The sequence below is a fragment of the Pseudomonas putida genome (assembly GCF_004357765.1).
GTDB classification, from domain to species: domain Bacteria; phylum Pseudomonadota; class Gammaproteobacteria; order Pseudomonadales; family Pseudomonadaceae; genus Aquipseudomonas; species Aquipseudomonas putida_U.
On the sequence record NZ_SMTE01000006.1, the window covers coordinates 20174 to 36484 of the forward strand.

The following is a 16311-nucleotide window of genomic DNA, read 5'->3' on the forward strand; positions in this document are numbered from 1 at the left end:
ACGAGGCTCCTCAGCTCAGGCGCAGGCGGCTGGCGCCGACCAGCCAGCTATAGATCAGGTACAGCAGCACGGTGGCCAACAGCAACAGGCCGCCCAGCGCAGTGGCCATGCCCCAGTTGATGCTGGTGTTGGTGTAGAAAGCCACGAAGTAACTGACCATCTGGTCGTTCGGGCTGCCCAGCAGCGCCGGCGTGATGTAGTAGCCGATGGCCAGGATGAACACCAGCAGGCATCCGGCACCGACCCCGGCGTAAGTCTGCGGGAAGTACACCCGCCAGAAGCTGGCGAAGGGATGGCAGCCCAGGGAAATCGCCGCACGCATATAGGTGGGCGAAATGCCCTTCATCACGCTGTACAGCGGCAGGATCATGAACGGCAGGAGAATGTGCACCATCGAGATGTACACCCCGGTACGGTTGAACACCAGTTCCAGCGGCTGGTCGATGATGCCCAACGCCATCAGCGCACTGTTGATCAGGCCGCCCGACTGCAGCAGCACGATCCACGCGGCGACCCGCACAAGGATGGAGGTCCAGAACGGCAACAGCACGAGGATCATCAGCAGGTTGCTCTGCCGGGTCGGCAAGTTGGCCAGCAGGTAGGCCAATGGGTAGGCCAGGACCAGGCAGATGACGGTGATCACCACGCCCATCCACAAGGTCCGGGTGAAGATATCCAGGTAGATGGCCTGGTCGGGCGTGGCCTTGGCCAACTCGCCCAGGTCGTCGATGCGGTGGTCGAGCGCGGCCAGCAGGTAGAACGGCGTGACTTGGCTGGTATTACGACGAATCGCCTGCCAGTAGGCAGGATCTCCCCAGCGCTCGTCGAAGGCCTGCAAGGCATCCTTGTAGGAAGCGGGCTCGCTTTTGAATGGCAACGCCCGCGCGGTCTTGGCCAGCAGGCTGCGGTAGCCGGCAAGCTCCATGTTCAGGCGCTTGGAAAGATCGCCCAGGGTCTGGTTCTTGCGCGACTCGGCAAGGTCCTGGCCGAGCGCCCGGTAGGCCGCTTCATCAGGCAGCCCTTTGCCATCCCACTGCGACACCACCTCGACAGTGCGCGGCAGACCAGCGACCACCTCGGGATTGCCGACGCTCTTGTACAACAGCGCGGCGATCGGCACCAGAAACACCAGCAGGAGAAACAGCGCCAACGGCGCGATCAACGCCTGCGCCTTCCAGCGGTTGACCCGCTCGGCGTGCTTGAGGCGCTGCTTGAGGCTAGGACCTGCGCCTTCATTAAGTGGCACTGAAATGGCCATGGCGAACTCCGTGAACAAGGTAACGAGGGGCGCCAGCCCGCTGGCCGACGCCCTGACCAGACGCCTTACTTCTTGGCCGCCCAGGCGTTGAAGCGTTGCTCCAGCTGCTCGCTGTTGTCGGCCCAGAAGGCGACGTCGATCTGCACCTGGTTGGCGATGTTCTCAGGCGTGGTCGGCATGTCCTTCTTCACCTCGTCCGAGAGTTTGTCTACCGCCTTGGTGTTGGCCGGGCCATAGGCGATGTTCTCGGAATAGGTCTTTTGCTGCTCAGGCTGCACGCTGAAGGCGATGAACTTCTTCGCTTCTTCCACATCCTTGGCGCCTTTCGGAATGGCCCAGGCGTCGAAGTCGTAGATGCCGCCGTTCCACACCACCTTGAGGTTGCTCTCCTTCTGTACGGCAGCGATGCGGCCGTTGTAGGCAGAGCTCATGACCACGTCACCCGAAGCCAGGTACTGCGGCGGCTGGGCACCGGCTTCCCACCACTGGATGCTCGGCTTGAGTTCGTCGAGTTTCTTGAAGGCGCGATCCACGCCTTCCTTGGTGGCCAGTACCTGGTAGACGTCCTTGGGCGCGACGCCGTCGGCCATCAGAGCGAACTCCAGGGTGTACTTCGCGCCCTTGCGCAGGCCACGCTTGCCCGGGAATTTCTTGGTATCCCAGAAATCGGCCCAGCTGGTAGGCGCGGTCTTGAGTTTGTCGGCGTTGTAAGCCAGGACCGTCGACCAAACGAAGAAGCCTACGCCGCATGGCTGGATGGCGCCCTTGACGTAGTCGGCTTCATTGCCGAACAACGACGGATCGAGCTCCTCGAACATGCCCTCGTCACAGCCTCGGGCCAGTTCCGGCGACTCGACCTCGACCAGGTTCCAGGACACGCTCTTGGTGTCGACCATGGCCTTGACCTTGGCCATTTCACCGTTGTACTCCCCGGCGATGATCTTGCCTTTGCCTGCCTTTTCCCAGGGTTCGTAGAACGCCTTGACCTGGGCCGCCTTGTTGGCACCGCCGAAGGACACCACGGTGAGTTCCGCCGCCAGGGTCTGGCCGGCTACGCACAGCCCCAGAGCCAGGGCGGTCATCTTCAACTGCTTGCGCATTATTATTCTCTCCACAGTACAGGGTTGGTGAAGCGGTCCATCAATGAGCGTCAGCCATCGGGTCCAACGCACGAGCATGCTCGATTGCCCAGCCCAGCGGCACCACATCGCCCACAGCCAGGTCCGGGTCGAGTTCGGCGATCGGCTGCTTGACGAAGAAATCGGCCTTGCCGCAGACCTCCAGGCGGACCCGCACGTGGTCGCCCAAATAGATGAACTCGGCGACCCGACCGGAGAAGCGGTTGACGCACCGCTCGCTGTGGCCATTGAGGCGTACGCGTTCGGGGCGGATCGACAATGTCACCGGCTCGCCGGCCTGACCGACATTCACCGCCAGCGCCTCGACGCGCTCCCCACGCGCCAACTGGACTTGGCAGCGCTCGCCGTCACTGGCCAGCAGAATGCCGTTGATGCGGTTGTTCTCACCGATGAAGTTGGCGACGAAGGTATTGCAGGGCTCTTCGTAGAGGGTCCGGGGGTCGGCGATCTGCTGGATCTGGCCTTGGTGGAACACCGCCACCCGGTCGGACATGGTCAACGCCTCGCCCTGATCGTGGGTCACGTAGACCACGGTCACGCCCAGACGCTGATGAATGTGCTTGATCTCCATCTGCATGTGTTCGCGCAACTGCTTGTCGAGCGCGCCGAGCGGTTCGTCCATCAGCACCAGCTGCGGTTCGAAGACCAGGGCCCGGGCCAGTGCCACCCGCTGCTGCTGCCCACCCGAAAGCTGCCCGGGGTAACGCTGGGCGAAGGCATCGAGCTGGACCATGCCGAGCACGCGCTTGACCCGCTCGCTGATATCGGGCTTGCTCAGGTTGCGCACACTCAATGGAAAAGCCAGGTTCTCGGCCACGGTCATATGCGGGAACAACGCGTAGTTCTGGAACACCATGCCGATGTCGCGCTTGTGCGGCGGCACGTTGTTGATCGAGCGACCTGCCAGCTGGATTTCACCCGCCGTTGGCGTTTCGAAGCCGGCGAGCATCATCAAGCTGGTGGTCTTGCCCGAACCGGACGGCCCGAGCAAGGTCAGGAACTCGCCTTTGCGGATGTCCAGGTTGAGGTTCTTGACGATCAGCGATTCGCCGTCGTAGCTCTTCTGCACCCCTCGGAAGCTGACCAGCGTCTCGCCGCTGACGGCGTTCGAATTCGCCTCGCTCATGCCTGCACCTTTTTCTTGGATGACTGCGTGGGCCACAGCGTAGAAGAGCCGCGCGTGCCCGGAAATCGGGGCTACTGAGAGAATCTCATCATCCTGATGGAGATTTCACTGTAGGGATCGCCCTACAGGCATGTCGTATTCAGATCAGCTTGTGGGCCATGGCGTACTTCACCAATTCGGCCAGCGAGTTGACTCGCAGCTTCTGCATCAGGCGCGCCTTGTGGGTGCTGATGGTCTTGCTCGACAGCGCCAGTTGCTGAGCGATGTCGTTGACGTTGGCGCCCCGGGCCAAGCGCTCGAATACCGAGAACTCGCGCTCCGACAAGAGCGTATGCAGGGGTCGCGTTTCGGTAAGGCCCACCTCGAAGACCATCCGGTCGGCCAGGGCCGGATCGATGTAACGCCCGCCACCGGCCACCCGGCGAATGGCGGTGAGCAGCAACGCCGGATCGCTATCCTTGGTGGCATAGCCGGCGGCACCCGCCTTGAGCGCTCGAGCGGCCATCTGTGCTTCGTCGTGCATCGACAGCATGAGGATCGCCGGCGCCTCGGCCAGGGCACGAATCCGTGGGATCGCCTCGAGGCCATTGACCCCCGGCATCGAAATATCCAGCAGTACCACCTCGCACGGCGTGTGACGCAGGGCCTCGAGCAGCTGCTCGCCATTGCCCGCTTCGCCGACCACCTGCATGTCCTTGGCCAGGCTGATCAGTTGCTTGATGCCTTCACGGACGATGGTGTGGTCTTCGGCCACCAGCACTCGAATCACGCTCGCTCTCCTGTTTCCAACGGAATCGTCACGCTCAGGCTGGTGCCCTCGCCGGGTTTGCTGTCCAACGTCATGCTGCCTCCGAGCATCAACACCCGCTCGCGCACGCCCACCAGGCCGAACGACGAAGGTCGCGCCTGGTCGCGGCAGAAACCGATGCCATCGTCGCTGATCGCCATGCGCAGCTGAGCACGCTCATGCACCAGTTCGATCTCCACGCTATGCGCCTGGGCATGGCGCATGACGTTGGTCAGCGCCTCCTGGAGAATGCGAAACAGGCCAATGGCCTTGGCATCGCTCAATGCTGGCAGATTATCCGGCACTTGCACCAGACAGGGGATCTGCGTGCGCGACTCGAAACGCCGCGCCTGCCACTCGATGGCCGAGGCGATGCCCGCGTCGAGAATCGGCGGACGCAATGCGCTGGCCACATCCCGGGCGAGCTGGAACAACTGCGCGATCAGTCGCTTCATGCTCGCCATGCGCTCGCCCAATCCAGGATCCAGGTCGGCATAGGCCAGCTCGCACATCGACACCTCGAGCTTGAGCACAGTGAGCATCTGGCCCAGCTCATCGTGCACTTCACGGGCGATGCGTGCCTTCTCCTCCTCGCGCACGCTTTCCAGGTGCGCCGACAGCTCGCGCAACTGTTCCTGCGAGCGCGCCAACTGCAGTTCGGCACGCTTGCCCTGGGTGATGTCCCAGACGATGCCATCCCAGACCACCCGGCCGTTGGCCAGACGCCGCGTACTGGCCTTGATGTCGGCCCAGCGTTGCTCGCCGTGGCGGGTGAGGATGCGCCCTTGCCAGGACCAGTCCTGCTCGCTGGCCAGGGCCAGGTCCTGGACCCGGTGATAGTCGGCACGGTCGTCAGGATGGACCAGATTGCGCAGGCCCATCTGCGGATGCTGAATCTCACTGGGCAGGTAGCCGACCAGCGCCTCGCTGCCCTCACTGATGTAGGGAAACTCCAGGTCGCCTTCGGCAGGGTCGCGCTCCAGCCTGAACACCAGCCCCGGGACGTTGGCAGCGATGCCCTTGAGCCGAGCCTCGCTCTCGCGCAGTGCCGCCATTGCCCGTTGGCGCTCGGTAACGTCGGTGAGGTACACCACCAGGTATTCGGCGTCGCGAAAGCGCAGAAAACTCAGCGACAACGCCACCGGCATCAGAGTGCCATCGGCCCGCAGGCAGTGGGTCTCGAACTCTGCCAGGGTGGGGTCGCCGCCACGCGCGCCCTTCCACAGTTCCAGCCAGCGATCCATGGTCAGCTGTGGCTCGAAGTTCACCAACGGGCGCTCCAGCAGCTCGTCCTCGGCATACCCCAGCATGTGCTGGACGGCCCGGTTGGCATAGCGGACATGGCTGTCCCAGTTGACCCAGAGAATGCCCACCGTACTCTGGTCGCTGGCAAATTGACTCAGGCGCAAAGCCTCTTCGCGGACCTGCCGCTCGGCGAGGTGCTCGCGCGCCGCCAGCAGGTCACGCTCCAGGCGCTGTTGCTGGCGACGCTGCCAGATCAAGGTGGCAATGGCGCACAACAGCGCCATGCCGAACAGCCAGGCAAGGTTTTGCCAAAACCCTGGCGACTCGCTCAAACGTGTGTAGCGCGGCTGCAACCACCGACTGTGTAGCTGTTCCAGTGCCTTTGCCGGCATGGCCTGCAGACCTTTTTCCAAAACCTCGGCCAACATCGGCCAATCGCGCCGGGAGCCGATCCGCAGCAGTTGCGGCAAGCCGATGTCGCCCACCACCACCAACTCGCCGAACTCGCTCTCGCGGGACAAGCGGCTGAGCTGCGCCTCGTCGAGCACGGCGTAGCTGACCTGGCCACCGATCACCCATTGCAGCGCCTCGCGCTCGCCGGGAACCCCTTGCAGGTTGAGATGGCCGTAGTTGGCGCGCAGATAGTCGGCAAGAGCGCTGGGCATGCGCACCGCCACCCGCTCATCGGCGCCGAGCTTCTCCAACTCCACCGCCGTCTGGCTGGTGCCGCGCAACCCCACCAGCAGTTGCGGCACACGCATGTAGGGGTCGCTGAAAGACCACAGGCGCAGGCTGGCGGGCGTCTGGGTCAGGCCGGGAGCGAAATCGATCTGGCCGGCCTGCAGAGCCTGTTCGAGACTGGCCTGATCGGCGAATGTGCGCCAGGTGAGGTCCAACCGCAGCGCCTGAGCAAGTTCGTTGACCAGCTCCACGTTGGCCCCGTAAAGCTGCTGCAAGCGCCGGTCGAACTGGGCATACGGCGCTTGCAGGACGACACCGACACGCAGGTTGCGGTGATCCTCGAGCCATTGCTGCTGCGCAGGCTCGAGCACCACCACCGAGGACACTTCCGGGATGGCCCAGGCCATCAAGGGCAGCCACAGGCAGCCGATAAGCAACAGGCGACGCACTCGCTTCATCTACACGCTCGTCCTGGCAAGGACGGCCATGCAGCATGGCCGTCGCGGGCAAATACTATTAGGCTGCCGGTATCATTCTGGCCTTGGGTTGATTCATGTCCACACTTTATCGCACGACGCTGGCAATGTGCTGCCTGGCCTCGTTCTTTCCACTTGCGGCCCACGCCGCCGACGCCGAACCCGCACAACCGGCAGCCGAGGCCGCTACCGCCGTGACCCGTGCCCCCCTGCTGGAGCGCAGTCGGGAAGATGCCTTGGCACTGGAGGCCAGCGTGCCGAAGGCCGAACAACAGACTCTGCAGGCAGGTGATGAACGTTTCCTGGCTTTATGGAAACCCGCCAACGATGCCGACCCGCAGGGTGCGGTGATCATCGTGCCCGGTGCCGGCGAGAGCGCCGACTGGCCCGACGTCGTCGGCCCGTTGCGGCGCAAATTCCCCGATATCGGCTGGCACAGTCTGAGTGTCAGCCTGCCGGACCTGTTGGCCGACCGCCCTCAGGCAAGGGTCGAGACCAAGCCAACCCCATCCAAGGAGCAGGGCCAGGGCGAAAGTGCGCCGGCCAAGGACACTCCGGACGACGCCAACGCCAACGTCGCCCAGGCGACCGCCGCCGATGCCGACACCGCCGAGGCCACCGATGCAGAGGAGGCCACCGAGCACAATGACCCAGCCGATGCCGAGCGCATCTTCGCCCGCCTCGACGCAGCAGTCGCCTACGCCCAGCAGCAGAACTCGCGCAGCATCGTGCTGATCGGCCATGGTAGTGGTGCCTACTGGGCCGCACGTTACCTGAGCGAGAAGCAGCCCCCGCAGGTGCAAAAGCTGGTGATGGTGGCCGCACAAACCCCGGCCAGGGTCGAGCAGGACCTCGAGGCCCTGGCGCCGACGCTCAAGGTACCGACCGCCGATTTCTATTTCGCGACGCGCAGCGCGGACCGCAACGCTGCCAGGTTGCGCTTGCAGGCCAGCAAGCGGCAGAAGGACAGCCAGTACAAACAACTGTCGCTGATCGCCATGCCGGGAAATCCCAAGTCCGAGCAGGAACAACTGTTCCGCCGGGTCAGGGGGTGGATCATGCCGCAGGATTAGCCCTGTAGCAGCCTCTGCAGGCTGGCGCGCGAAGGGGGATCACAGCCCCCGACGCTTGCGGACCAGGGCATAGGCCTGGTGCAGCTCGCGCGTGCGCTCGGTCGCCTCGCGCACCTGCACCTCACTGGCCTCGCTACCGGCGAGTTTGTCCGGGTGATGTTTGCTCACCAAACGCCGATACGCCTGCTTGACCCGATCACCTTCGGTATCGGCCTCGACGCCCAGCAGCCGTAGCGCTGCGGCGTAGGTCATCACGCCACTGCTGGCCGCAGCCTGGCGCGGCTCGTACTCCAGCGACATCGCCTGCACCTGGCGCCGACTCAGTCCCAGCTTCTGCCCCCAGTCCAGCAACAGGTCGCGCTCATGCTGTCCGGCTTTGCCGTCGGCCCAGGCCATCCGCCAACAGGCGCGTAGGGTGCCCTCGGCAGCATGGGGCTGCAGGCGAATACGGCGCAAGTGGCTGGCCAGTCGATCCTTGCCGGCCTTGCCACGGTTGAATGCGGCAATCGCACGCAGGCGCGCCGCATCGGCCATGTGCAGGCGTTGCATCTCCTGGCGGGCCTGCTGGATATGCTGCTCGAGCACCCGCCCATCGCTCTTGGCCAGACGCCCAAGCAGCACGAAGAGCAACTCCTCGTCGCGCAGGGCCGGGCGCCCGCCCAGACGCTCGCGCATGTCGTCCCAGCCCTGCACGCGCAGGCGCCGATCCATGGCCTGGCCGAGCAATCCGCCCAATAGCGCCCCAGGGATGCTGGCGACCGCGAAACCGGCGCCCAATCCGATCACCGTGCCTGGCCACCACATTTCAGGCGCGCTCGCCGATCAGCCGCTCGACTTCCGCCAGACGCTCCTGGGTGCCGACATCGACCCAGCGGCCCTGGTAGTGCTCGCCGCTCACCTGGCCTGCGGCCATCGCCTGGCGCAGCAGTGGCGCCAGCTTGAAGGCGCCAGGCCGGCAACCCTCGAACAAGGCCGGGTGCAGCACCGAGAGACCACTGAACGTCAGGGTGCCGGGGGCATCGTCACCATCGACTACCTGGGCACCTTGCAGACGGAAATCGCCGCGCCCGTGATGGCCGGGGTTGTCGACCAGCACCAGGTGCGCCAAGCCTTGCAAGGGAGCACGCAGGCGGCCAAGGTCGTAGTCGGTCCAGACATCGCCGTTGACCAGCAGGAACGGCGCCTCACCAAGCAACGGCAAGGCCTTGAAGATCCCACCGCCGGTTTCCAGCGGTTCGCCTTCCGGCGAGTAGCGGATACTCAGGCCGAAACGGCTGCCATCACCCAGATGGTCTTCGATCTGCTGACCAAGCCAGGCATGGTTGATCACCACCTCGGTGAAGCCTGCAGCGGCCAGCGCACGCAGGTGGTACTCGATCAAAGGCTGGCCGGCGACCGGCAATAGGGGTTTTGGCGTGTGCAGGGTCAGCGGACGCATCCGCTCACCTTTACCTGCTGCCAGGATCATCGCCTTCATGAATGCGCCTCGGCCTTCAGTTCGGCAATCAGCTCGCCCAGTTCGGACAATTGTCCACGGCGGCCGATCACCTCATCTATATAGGCGAAGAAGCGCGGCACGTCGGCCAGATAACGCGGCTTGCCATCACGGTGGCAGATGCGCGCAAAGATACCAATCACCTTGAGGTGGCGCTGTACGCCCATCAGGTCGCTGGCGAGGTGGAATGCATCGAAATCGGCCTGGACCGGAATGCCTGCGGCGCGGGCCTGCTCCCAATAGTCACGCAACCAACCCTCGACACGGGCCTGGGGCCAGCTGAGGAAGGCATCCTTGAACAGACAGGTGATGTCGTAAGTGACAGGGCCGTAAACGGCGTCCTGAAAATCCAGCACACCAGGGTTTGGGGCACTCTGCATCAAGTTGCGCGGCATGTAGTCACGGTGCACCAGCACCTTGGGCTGGGCCAGGGCACTGTCGATCAGCAACTGGCTGACTCGCTGCCAACGCGCTTGCTGGGCTGGCGTGAGCTCACGGCCCAACTCCCGCGCCACGTACCACTGCGGGAACAGCTCGACCTCGCGGCGCAGCAACGCGTCGTCGTAACTTGGCAGCGGCGCAGTCATCGGCAGGCGCTGGAATTTCAGCAGCGCCGCGATGGCATCGCTGAACAGGCTGTCGGCGTTGTCGGCATCAATGATGTCCAGATAGGTCTGGTGCCCCAGATCACCGAGCAGCAGGAAGCCACGCTCAAGGTCCTGCGCATGGATGACCGGCACGTGCACACCAGCGCTGGCCAGCAAATGATCGATTTCGACGAAAGGTCGGCAGTTCTCTTGGGGAGGCGGCGCATCCATGATCACGAACGTGCGTTCCTCGCCCTGCCAGCGAAAGTAACGACGGAAGCTCGCGTCGCTGCTGGCGGCGGTCAGGGTACCTTCGGGCATGCTGCCCCAGGCATTGTCGCGGTACAGATTCTCGAGCTGTTCGGCGAGCCAGACAGTCAGTTGTTGCAGGCGTACATCGTGTTCAGGCATTACAAGGGTCTCCGACGGCCCTAGCCGTCAAGCGGGTCATGCTTTATTATCCAGCATCTTTTTCAGACCATCGAGAGGCGTGCGGCCCCCACACGCGGGCAGATGGCACGCAGGAAGCCCGGACTAATAAGATGGCATTGAAATCCCCCGCGTTTCGTAGAAAGTTTCCGTTGCTGGTCACCGGCGGTCTGCTGGCCCTTCAACCACTGGCCACCTCGTACGTAGTGGCTGCCGAGCAGTTCGACTGCCAAGTGTCCGCCTCCGGTGGTTGGGACTGCAAGCCCAAGACCCCGACCAGCAACCTGCCACCGCGCCCCGTGCACGATGGCGCCGCGCTGACCTCCGGTACCGAGGCGAGCGAAGCCGAGTCCGAAAAGCCGATGCTGGTCACCGAGGCCAAGGGCCGTGGCCTGAAGTCACGCAGCGAGGACTACAGCCACCTGGACTGGGTGCCACGTGACAAGCTCACGGCTGCGCAGCTGGCCGAGACCGGCCCGTACTGCGGTGGCGCCTATATCGAGCCGCAACGCCCAGGCATGGCTGACACCACGCCGAAGGACGAATCGCCGACCTACATCAACGCCAAGGTCTCCAAATACCAACAGGAGCAGCAGATCGCCACCCTCGCCGGTGACGTGATCATGCGCCAGGGCAGCATGCAGGCCGAGGCCGATGAGGCCAACCTGTACCAGGCCGAGAACCGTGGCGAGCTCAAGGGCAACGTCAAGATCCGCGACAACGGCTCGCTGGTCGTCGGCGATGAGGCACAGATTCAGCTGGACACCGGCGAAGCCCAGGTCGACAACGCCGAATACGTGATGCACAAGTCGCACATCCGCGGCAACGCCCTGTACGCCAAGCGTGGCGAAAACGCCATCATCCGTCTCAAGGACGGTACGTACACCACCTGCGAACCGGGCAGCAACGCCTGGCAGCTGAAGGGCAACAACATCACCCTGAACCCAGCCACCGGTTTCGGCACCGCGACCAACGTCACCCTGCGGGTCAAGGATTTCCCGGTGTTCTACACACCGTACATCTACTTCCCGATCGACGACCGTCGCCAGTCCGGTTTCCTGCCGCCTTCGTTCAGCACCAGCAGCGACACCGGCTTCATGCTGGTCACGCCGTACTACTTCAACCTGGCGCCGAACTACGACGCCACGCTGTACCCGCGCTACATGACCAAGCGTGGCCTGCTGATGGAAGGTGAGTTCCGCTACCTGACCAAGTCCAGCGAAGGCCAGTTCGGTGGCGCGTACCTGAACGACAAGAACGACGATCGCAAGGAACAGACTGATTACAAAGATCAGCGCTGGATGATCAACTGGCAGCATAAAGGTGGCCTGGACGAGCGCCTGATGACCGAGGTTGATTACACCGATATCAGCGATCCGTTCTACTTCCAGGATTTGGAAACCGACCAGATTGGCGTAGAGAGCCGTGATGCGGTTAACCAGCAGGGTGCCTTGACCTATCGTGGTGACGATTACACCGCGCGGTTCAACATGCATGCCTACGAGATGACCACCATCTCGAGGGTTACGCCGTATGACAAGCTGCCGCAGATCACCTTCAATGGAATGCTGCCGTACCATCCAGGTGGTTTGGACTTCAGCTACAAGACGGAAGCTGTGCGCTTCGAACGCGACCTGCGGACAGGCCCTGTCTTCAACGAAGATGGCCAGTTAGATACCACAGCTGGTAGCCAAGGTCAGCGTCTGGACGAAAACGTCTTCGGCCTGGCACGCGCCAACGGCACCCGTCTGAACGTAGCTCCGGCCATAAGCCTGCCGATGGAGGCCAGCTATGGCTTTGTCAAGCCTAAGCTGACCTACATGTATACCCACTACGATCTGGACCTGGACAGCGAGGGCAAGGGCGACTTGGCCCGGGCCAGCGACGCCACGCGCGATCTGCAAGGCGACTTCTCCAGCACCCAGAGCCGTAGCGTACCGATCTTCAGCGTCGACAGCGGCCTGTACTTCGACCGCAACACCCAGTGGTTCGGCGAGAACTACCGCCAGACCCTCGAACCGCGCCTGTTCTACCTCTACGTGCCGTACGAAGACCAGAAAGACATTCCAGTCTTCGACACCAGCGAAACGTACTTCAACTATGGCTCGCTGTTCCGCGAAAACCGCTTCTCCGGCTCCGACCGCGTCGGTGACGAGAACAAGCTGTCGCTGGGCGTGACCAACCGCTGGATCCAGGACGACGGCTTCGAGCGCCAGCGCATCAGCGTCGGCCAAGCACTGTACTTCAAGGATCGCAAAGTCCAGCTGCCAGGCATCGACTGGCGTACCCGCGACAGCTCGCAGTCCGATGTATCGCCATACGCGCTGGAGTACATGCTCGCCTTCAACCGCGACTGGCGCCTGAACGCGGACTACAACTGGGACCCGGACAGCCACAAGCCACGCTCGGGTAGCGCGATGTTCCACTACCAGCCGCAAGAGAACCCGAACAAGATCGTCAACGTCGGTTATCGCTATCGCAACGACACCGTTCGGTACGACCCGCTGACCGGCCGTTGGGGCGAGGGTGGCGACTATGGGACTCCGGGCGATCCGAACTACATCAAGGACTACTACAAGATCCAGCAGCACGACTTCTCGGTCATCTGGCCAATCGTGCCTCAATGGAGCGTCATCGCCCGCTGGCAGCACGACTACAACCGCAACCGTACCCTGGAAGCCATGGGCGGTTTCGAGTATGACAACTGCTGCTGGAAGCTGCGCCTGATCAACCGTTACTGGCTCGACTACGACGACTTCAGCCAAGCCGCGCCTCAGAACGAAAAAGGCGACCACGGCGTGTTCCTGCAAATCGTCCTCAAGGGCCTCGGCGGTGTCGTAGGCAATAAGGTCGAGTCTTTCCTCGACGAAGGCATTCAAGGTTATCGTACACGTGAAGACCAAGCTTATTGATCGACTGCGCCCACTGCTGTTGGGCGCTGCATTGCTGAGCGGCGCGGTGCATGCCGCGGTGCAACCTCTGGACCGCGTGGTGGCCATCGTCGATAACGATGTGGTCATGCAAAGCCAGCTGGACCAGCGCGTACGTGAAGTACAGCAGACCATCGCCAAGCGCGGCGGCGGCGTACCGCCTGCCGGCGCCCTGGAGCAGCAGGTCCTCGAGCGCTTGATCGTCGAGAACCTGCAACTGCAGATCGGCGAGCGTTCCGGCATCCGCATCACCGACGAAGAACTGAACCAGGCCATCGGCACCATCGCGCAGCGAAACGGCATGTCCCTGGATCAGTTCCGCGCCGCCCTGGCCCACGACGGCCTGTCGTTCGACGACGCCCGCGACCAGGTCAAGCGCGAGATGATCATCAGCCGCGTGCGCCAGCGCCGCGTCGCCGAGCGCATCCAGGTATCCGAGCAGGAAGTGAAGAACTTCCTCAACTCGGACCTGGGCAAGATGCAGATGTCGGAAGAGTACCGCCTGGCCAACATCCTCATTCCGACCCCGGAATCGGCCAACTCGGAGGCTATCCAGGCCGCCGCGCGCCAGGTCGGCGATGTTTACCAGCAACTCAAGCAAGGCGCCGACTTCGGCCAGTTGGCGATTGCCCGCTCGGCCAGCGAGAACGCCCTGGAAGGCGGCGAGATGGGCTGGCGCAAAGCCGGTCAACTGCCACCTGACTTCGCCAAGATGCTCAGCAGCATGGCTGTCGGCGACATCACCCAGCCGATCCGCATCCCCAATGGCTTCATCATTCTCAAGCTCGAGGAGAAACGCGGCGGCAGCGAGAACGTCCTGCGCGACGAAGTCCACGTGCGCCACATCCTGATCAAGCCAAGCGAAATCCGCAGCGACGCGGCCACCGAGCAACTGGCCGAACGCCTGTACGAGCGCATCCAGAATGGCGAAGATTTCGCCGAGCTGGCCAAGAGCTTCTCGGAAGACCCGGGCTCCGCTCTGAACGGCGGCGACCTCAATTGGGTCGACCCGAACAGCCTGGTACCGGAGTTCCGCGAACAGATGGCCAATGCCGCCCAGGGTCAAGTGACCCGTCCGTTCCGTACCCAGTACGGCTGGCATATCCTCGAAGTGCTGGGCCGTCGCGCCACCGACAGCACCGAACAGGCGCGCGAGCAACAGGCACTGAACGTCCTGCGTAACCGTAAGTACGATGAAGAGCTGCAGACCTGGCTGCGCCAGATCCGCGACGAAGCCTACGTCGAAATCAAGCTGCCTGGCGCTGACCAGGCCGCCCAGTGAAACCCCTGCGCTTCGCCGTCACGCCCGGCGAGCCGGCCGGCATAGGTCCCGACCTTTGCCTGCTGCTCGCCGCCGAGCACCAGCCATACCCCCTGATCGCCATCACCAGCCGTGACCTGCTCGCCGAGCGGGCCACCCAGCTGGGGTTGGCTGTCGACCTGATGCCGGTCATGCCGGGCCACTGGCCCGAGCAACCGGCACCCGCCGGCAGCCTGTATGTATGGGATACACCGCTGGCGGCACCCGTGGTCTCCGGACAGCTGGACAAGGCCAACGCCGCCTTCGTCCTTGAAACCCTGACCCGTGCGGCCACCGGCTGCCTGGATGGCGATTTCGCCGGGATGATCACCGCGCCCGTACACAAAGGGGTGATCAACGAAAGCGGGATTGGCTTTTCCGGGCATACGGAGTTTCTTGCCGACCTGACCCACACGCCGCAAGTGGTGATGATGCTCGCTACGCACGGTCTGCGTGTCGCCCTGGTGACCACGCACCTGCCACTGCGTGAGATCGCCGACGCCATCACCGCCGAGCGCGTTGAGCGCGTCACCCGCATCCTGCATGCCGACCTGCAGGGCAAGTTCGGCATTGCCAATCCGAGAATACTGGTGTGCGGGCTCAACCCGCATGCCGGAGAAAGCGGCCATCTGGGCCGCGAAGAAATCGACATCATTGAACCGACATTGGCCCGCTTGCGCACCGAAGGCATGGACCTGCGCGGCCCGCTGCCGGCCGATACCCTGTTTACCCCCAAATATCTGGAGCACTGCGACGCAGTGCTGGCGATGTACCACGACCAAGGCCTGCCCGTACTCAAGTACAAAGGCTTCGGCGCGGCGGTCAACGTGACCCTGGGCCTGCCGATCATCCGCACGTCGGTCGATCATGGCACCGCCCTGGACCTGGCCGGCAGCGGCAAGGTCGACACCGGCAGCCTGCGGGTCGCCCTGCAAACCGCCTACCAGATGGCCGAGAACCGACCATGAACGAGCACTACCAACACCGGGCGCGCAAGCGCTTCGGCCAGAATTTCCTGCACGACGCAGGGATCATCGACCGCATCTTGCGGGCGATCAACGCCAAGGCCGGCGAGCACCTGCTGGAAATCGGCCCTGGCCAGGGCGCCTTGACCGAAGGCCTGCTGGGCAGCGGCGCGCAACTGGATGTCGTGGAGCTGGACAAGGACCTGGTTCCGATCCTGCAGCACAAGTTCGCCGAAGCCGGCAACTTCCGCCTGCACCAGGGCGACGCCCTGAAGTTCGACTTCAACCAGCTCGGCGTGCCACCGCGCAGCCTGAAAGTCGTCGGCAACCTGCCCTACAACATCTCCACCCCGCTGATCTTCCACCTGCTCAGCCACGCCGACCTGATCCGCGACATGCACTTCATGTTGCAGAAGGAAGTGGTCGAGCGCATGGCCGCCGGCCCGGGCGGCGGCGATTGGGGCCGCCTGTCGATCATGGTGCAATACCACTGCCGGGTCGAACATCTGTTCAACGTCGGCCCAGGGGCCTTCAATCCGCCACCGAAGGTCGATTCGGCCATCGTCCGCCTGGTGCCGCACGAAGTGCTGCCTCATCCCGCCAAGGACCCGGCACTGCTCGAACGCGTGGTTCGCGAGGCCTTCAACCAGCGGCGCAAAACCCTGCGCAACACCCTCAAAGGTCTGCTCGACAGCCAAGCCATCGAAGCAGCTGGCGTGGACGGCAGCCTGCGCCCCGAACAGCTCGACCTGGCCGCATTCGTACGCCTGGCCGATCAGTTGGCCAACCAGCAAGGCTGATCAGCCGCGCCGACCGCTTC

13 protein-coding genes are annotated in these 16311 nt (G+C 63.6%); 5 read left to right on the forward strand and 8 right to left on the reverse strand.

What is annotated here, in order from left to right:
- Positions 1-10 precede the first annotated feature (10 nt).
- From E2H86_RS10080 to E2H86_RS10100, 5 genes are all read right to left on the reverse strand, one after another.
- The gene (locus tag E2H86_RS10080; RefSeq protein ID WP_133327273.1) at positions 11-1258 is read right to left on the reverse strand and encodes an ABC transporter permease; all 1248 of its coding nucleotides are present in this window, start codon (positions 1256-1258) and stop codon (positions 11-13) included.
- Positions 1259-1323: 65 nt separating this feature from the next.
- Positions 1324-2358 (reverse strand): ABC transporter substrate-binding protein, encoded by a 1035-nt coding sequence (locus tag E2H86_RS10085; RefSeq protein ID WP_133327275.1) that lies wholly within the window; start codon positions 2356-2358, stop codon positions 1324-1326.
- Between the two features lie 40 nt (positions 2359-2398).
- Positions 2399-3523, reverse strand: coding sequence for an ABC transporter ATP-binding protein (locus E2H86_RS10090; RefSeq protein WP_133327277.1), 1125 nt, complete (start codon positions 3521-3523; stop codon positions 2399-2401).
- A 139-nt stretch (positions 3524-3662) separates the two neighbouring features.
- Positions 3663-4292: a response regulator gene (locus tag E2H86_RS10095; RefSeq protein WP_133327279.1), complete on the reverse strand. Its 630-nt coding sequence runs from the start codon at positions 4290-4292 to the stop codon at positions 3663-3665.
- Positions 4289-6694 (reverse strand): PAS domain-containing sensor histidine kinase, encoded by a 2406-nt coding sequence (locus tag E2H86_RS10100; protein WP_133327280.1) that lies wholly within the window; start codon positions 6692-6694, stop codon positions 4289-4291. Before E2H86_RS10100 ends, E2H86_RS10095 begins: the two co-directional genes overlap by 4 nt.
- 95 nt (positions 6695-6789) lie before the next feature.
- On the opposite strand from E2H86_RS10100, the gene E2H86_RS10105 reads away from it, so the two are divergent.
- Complete coding sequence (locus E2H86_RS10105) at positions 6790-7785, forward strand: alpha/beta hydrolase family protein (protein WP_133327282.1); 996 nt, start codon at positions 6790-6792, stop codon at positions 7783-7785.
- A gap of 39 nt (positions 7786-7824) precedes the next feature.
- Here E2H86_RS10105 and E2H86_RS10110 read toward each other — a convergent pair whose 3' ends face one another.
- The 3 genes from E2H86_RS10110 to E2H86_RS10120 are packed head-to-tail and all read right to left on the reverse strand — an operon-like array spanning position 7825 to position 10278.
- A complete protein-coding gene (locus E2H86_RS10110) occupies positions 7825-8589 on the reverse strand; it encodes a TerB family tellurite resistance protein (protein WP_133327284.1) in 765 nt (254 codons plus the stop codon).
- 1 nt (position 8590) lies between these two features.
- Positions 8591-9262, reverse strand: a complete 672-nt coding sequence (murU, locus tag E2H86_RS10115; protein WP_133327286.1) for an N-acetylmuramate alpha-1-phosphate uridylyltransferase MurU — start codon at positions 9260-9262, stop codon at positions 8591-8593.
- Positions 9259-10278, reverse strand: coding sequence for an aminoglycoside phosphotransferase family protein (locus tag E2H86_RS10120; RefSeq protein WP_133327288.1), 1020 nt, complete (start codon positions 10276-10278; stop codon positions 9259-9261). The genes murU and E2H86_RS10120 overlap by 4 nt, the downstream gene beginning before the upstream one ends.
- Before the next feature lie 131 nt (positions 10279-10409).
- Here E2H86_RS10120 and E2H86_RS10125 point away from each other — a divergent pair, with 131 nt between their 5' ends.
- From E2H86_RS10125 to rsmA, 4 genes are read left to right on the forward strand one after another with little or no spacing between them, the layout of a single operon-like run.
- Positions 10410-13208, forward strand: coding sequence for an LPS-assembly protein LptD (locus E2H86_RS10125; protein WP_133327290.1), 2799 nt, complete (start codon positions 10410-10412; stop codon positions 13206-13208).
- Positions 13189-14508, forward strand: a complete 1320-nt coding sequence (surA, locus tag E2H86_RS10130; RefSeq protein ID WP_133327292.1) for a peptidylprolyl isomerase SurA — start codon at positions 13189-13191, stop codon at positions 14506-14508. The genes E2H86_RS10125 and surA overlap by 20 nt, the downstream gene beginning before the upstream one ends.
- Positions 14505-15494 carry a 4-hydroxythreonine-4-phosphate dehydrogenase PdxA gene (gene pdxA / locus E2H86_RS10135; protein WP_133327294.1) on the forward strand — a complete coding sequence of 330 codons (990 nt, stop codon included), beginning with the start codon at positions 14505-14507 and terminating at the stop codon, positions 15492-15494. Before surA ends, pdxA begins: the two co-directional genes overlap by 4 nt.
- Positions 15491-16291: a 16S rRNA (adenine(1518)-N(6)/adenine(1519)-N(6))-dimethyltransferase RsmA gene (rsmA, locus tag E2H86_RS10140; protein ID WP_133327296.1), complete on the forward strand. Its 801-nt coding sequence runs from the start codon at positions 15491-15493 to the stop codon at positions 16289-16291. Before pdxA ends, rsmA begins: the two co-directional genes overlap by 4 nt.
- Positions 16292-16311: the final 20 nt, after the last annotated feature.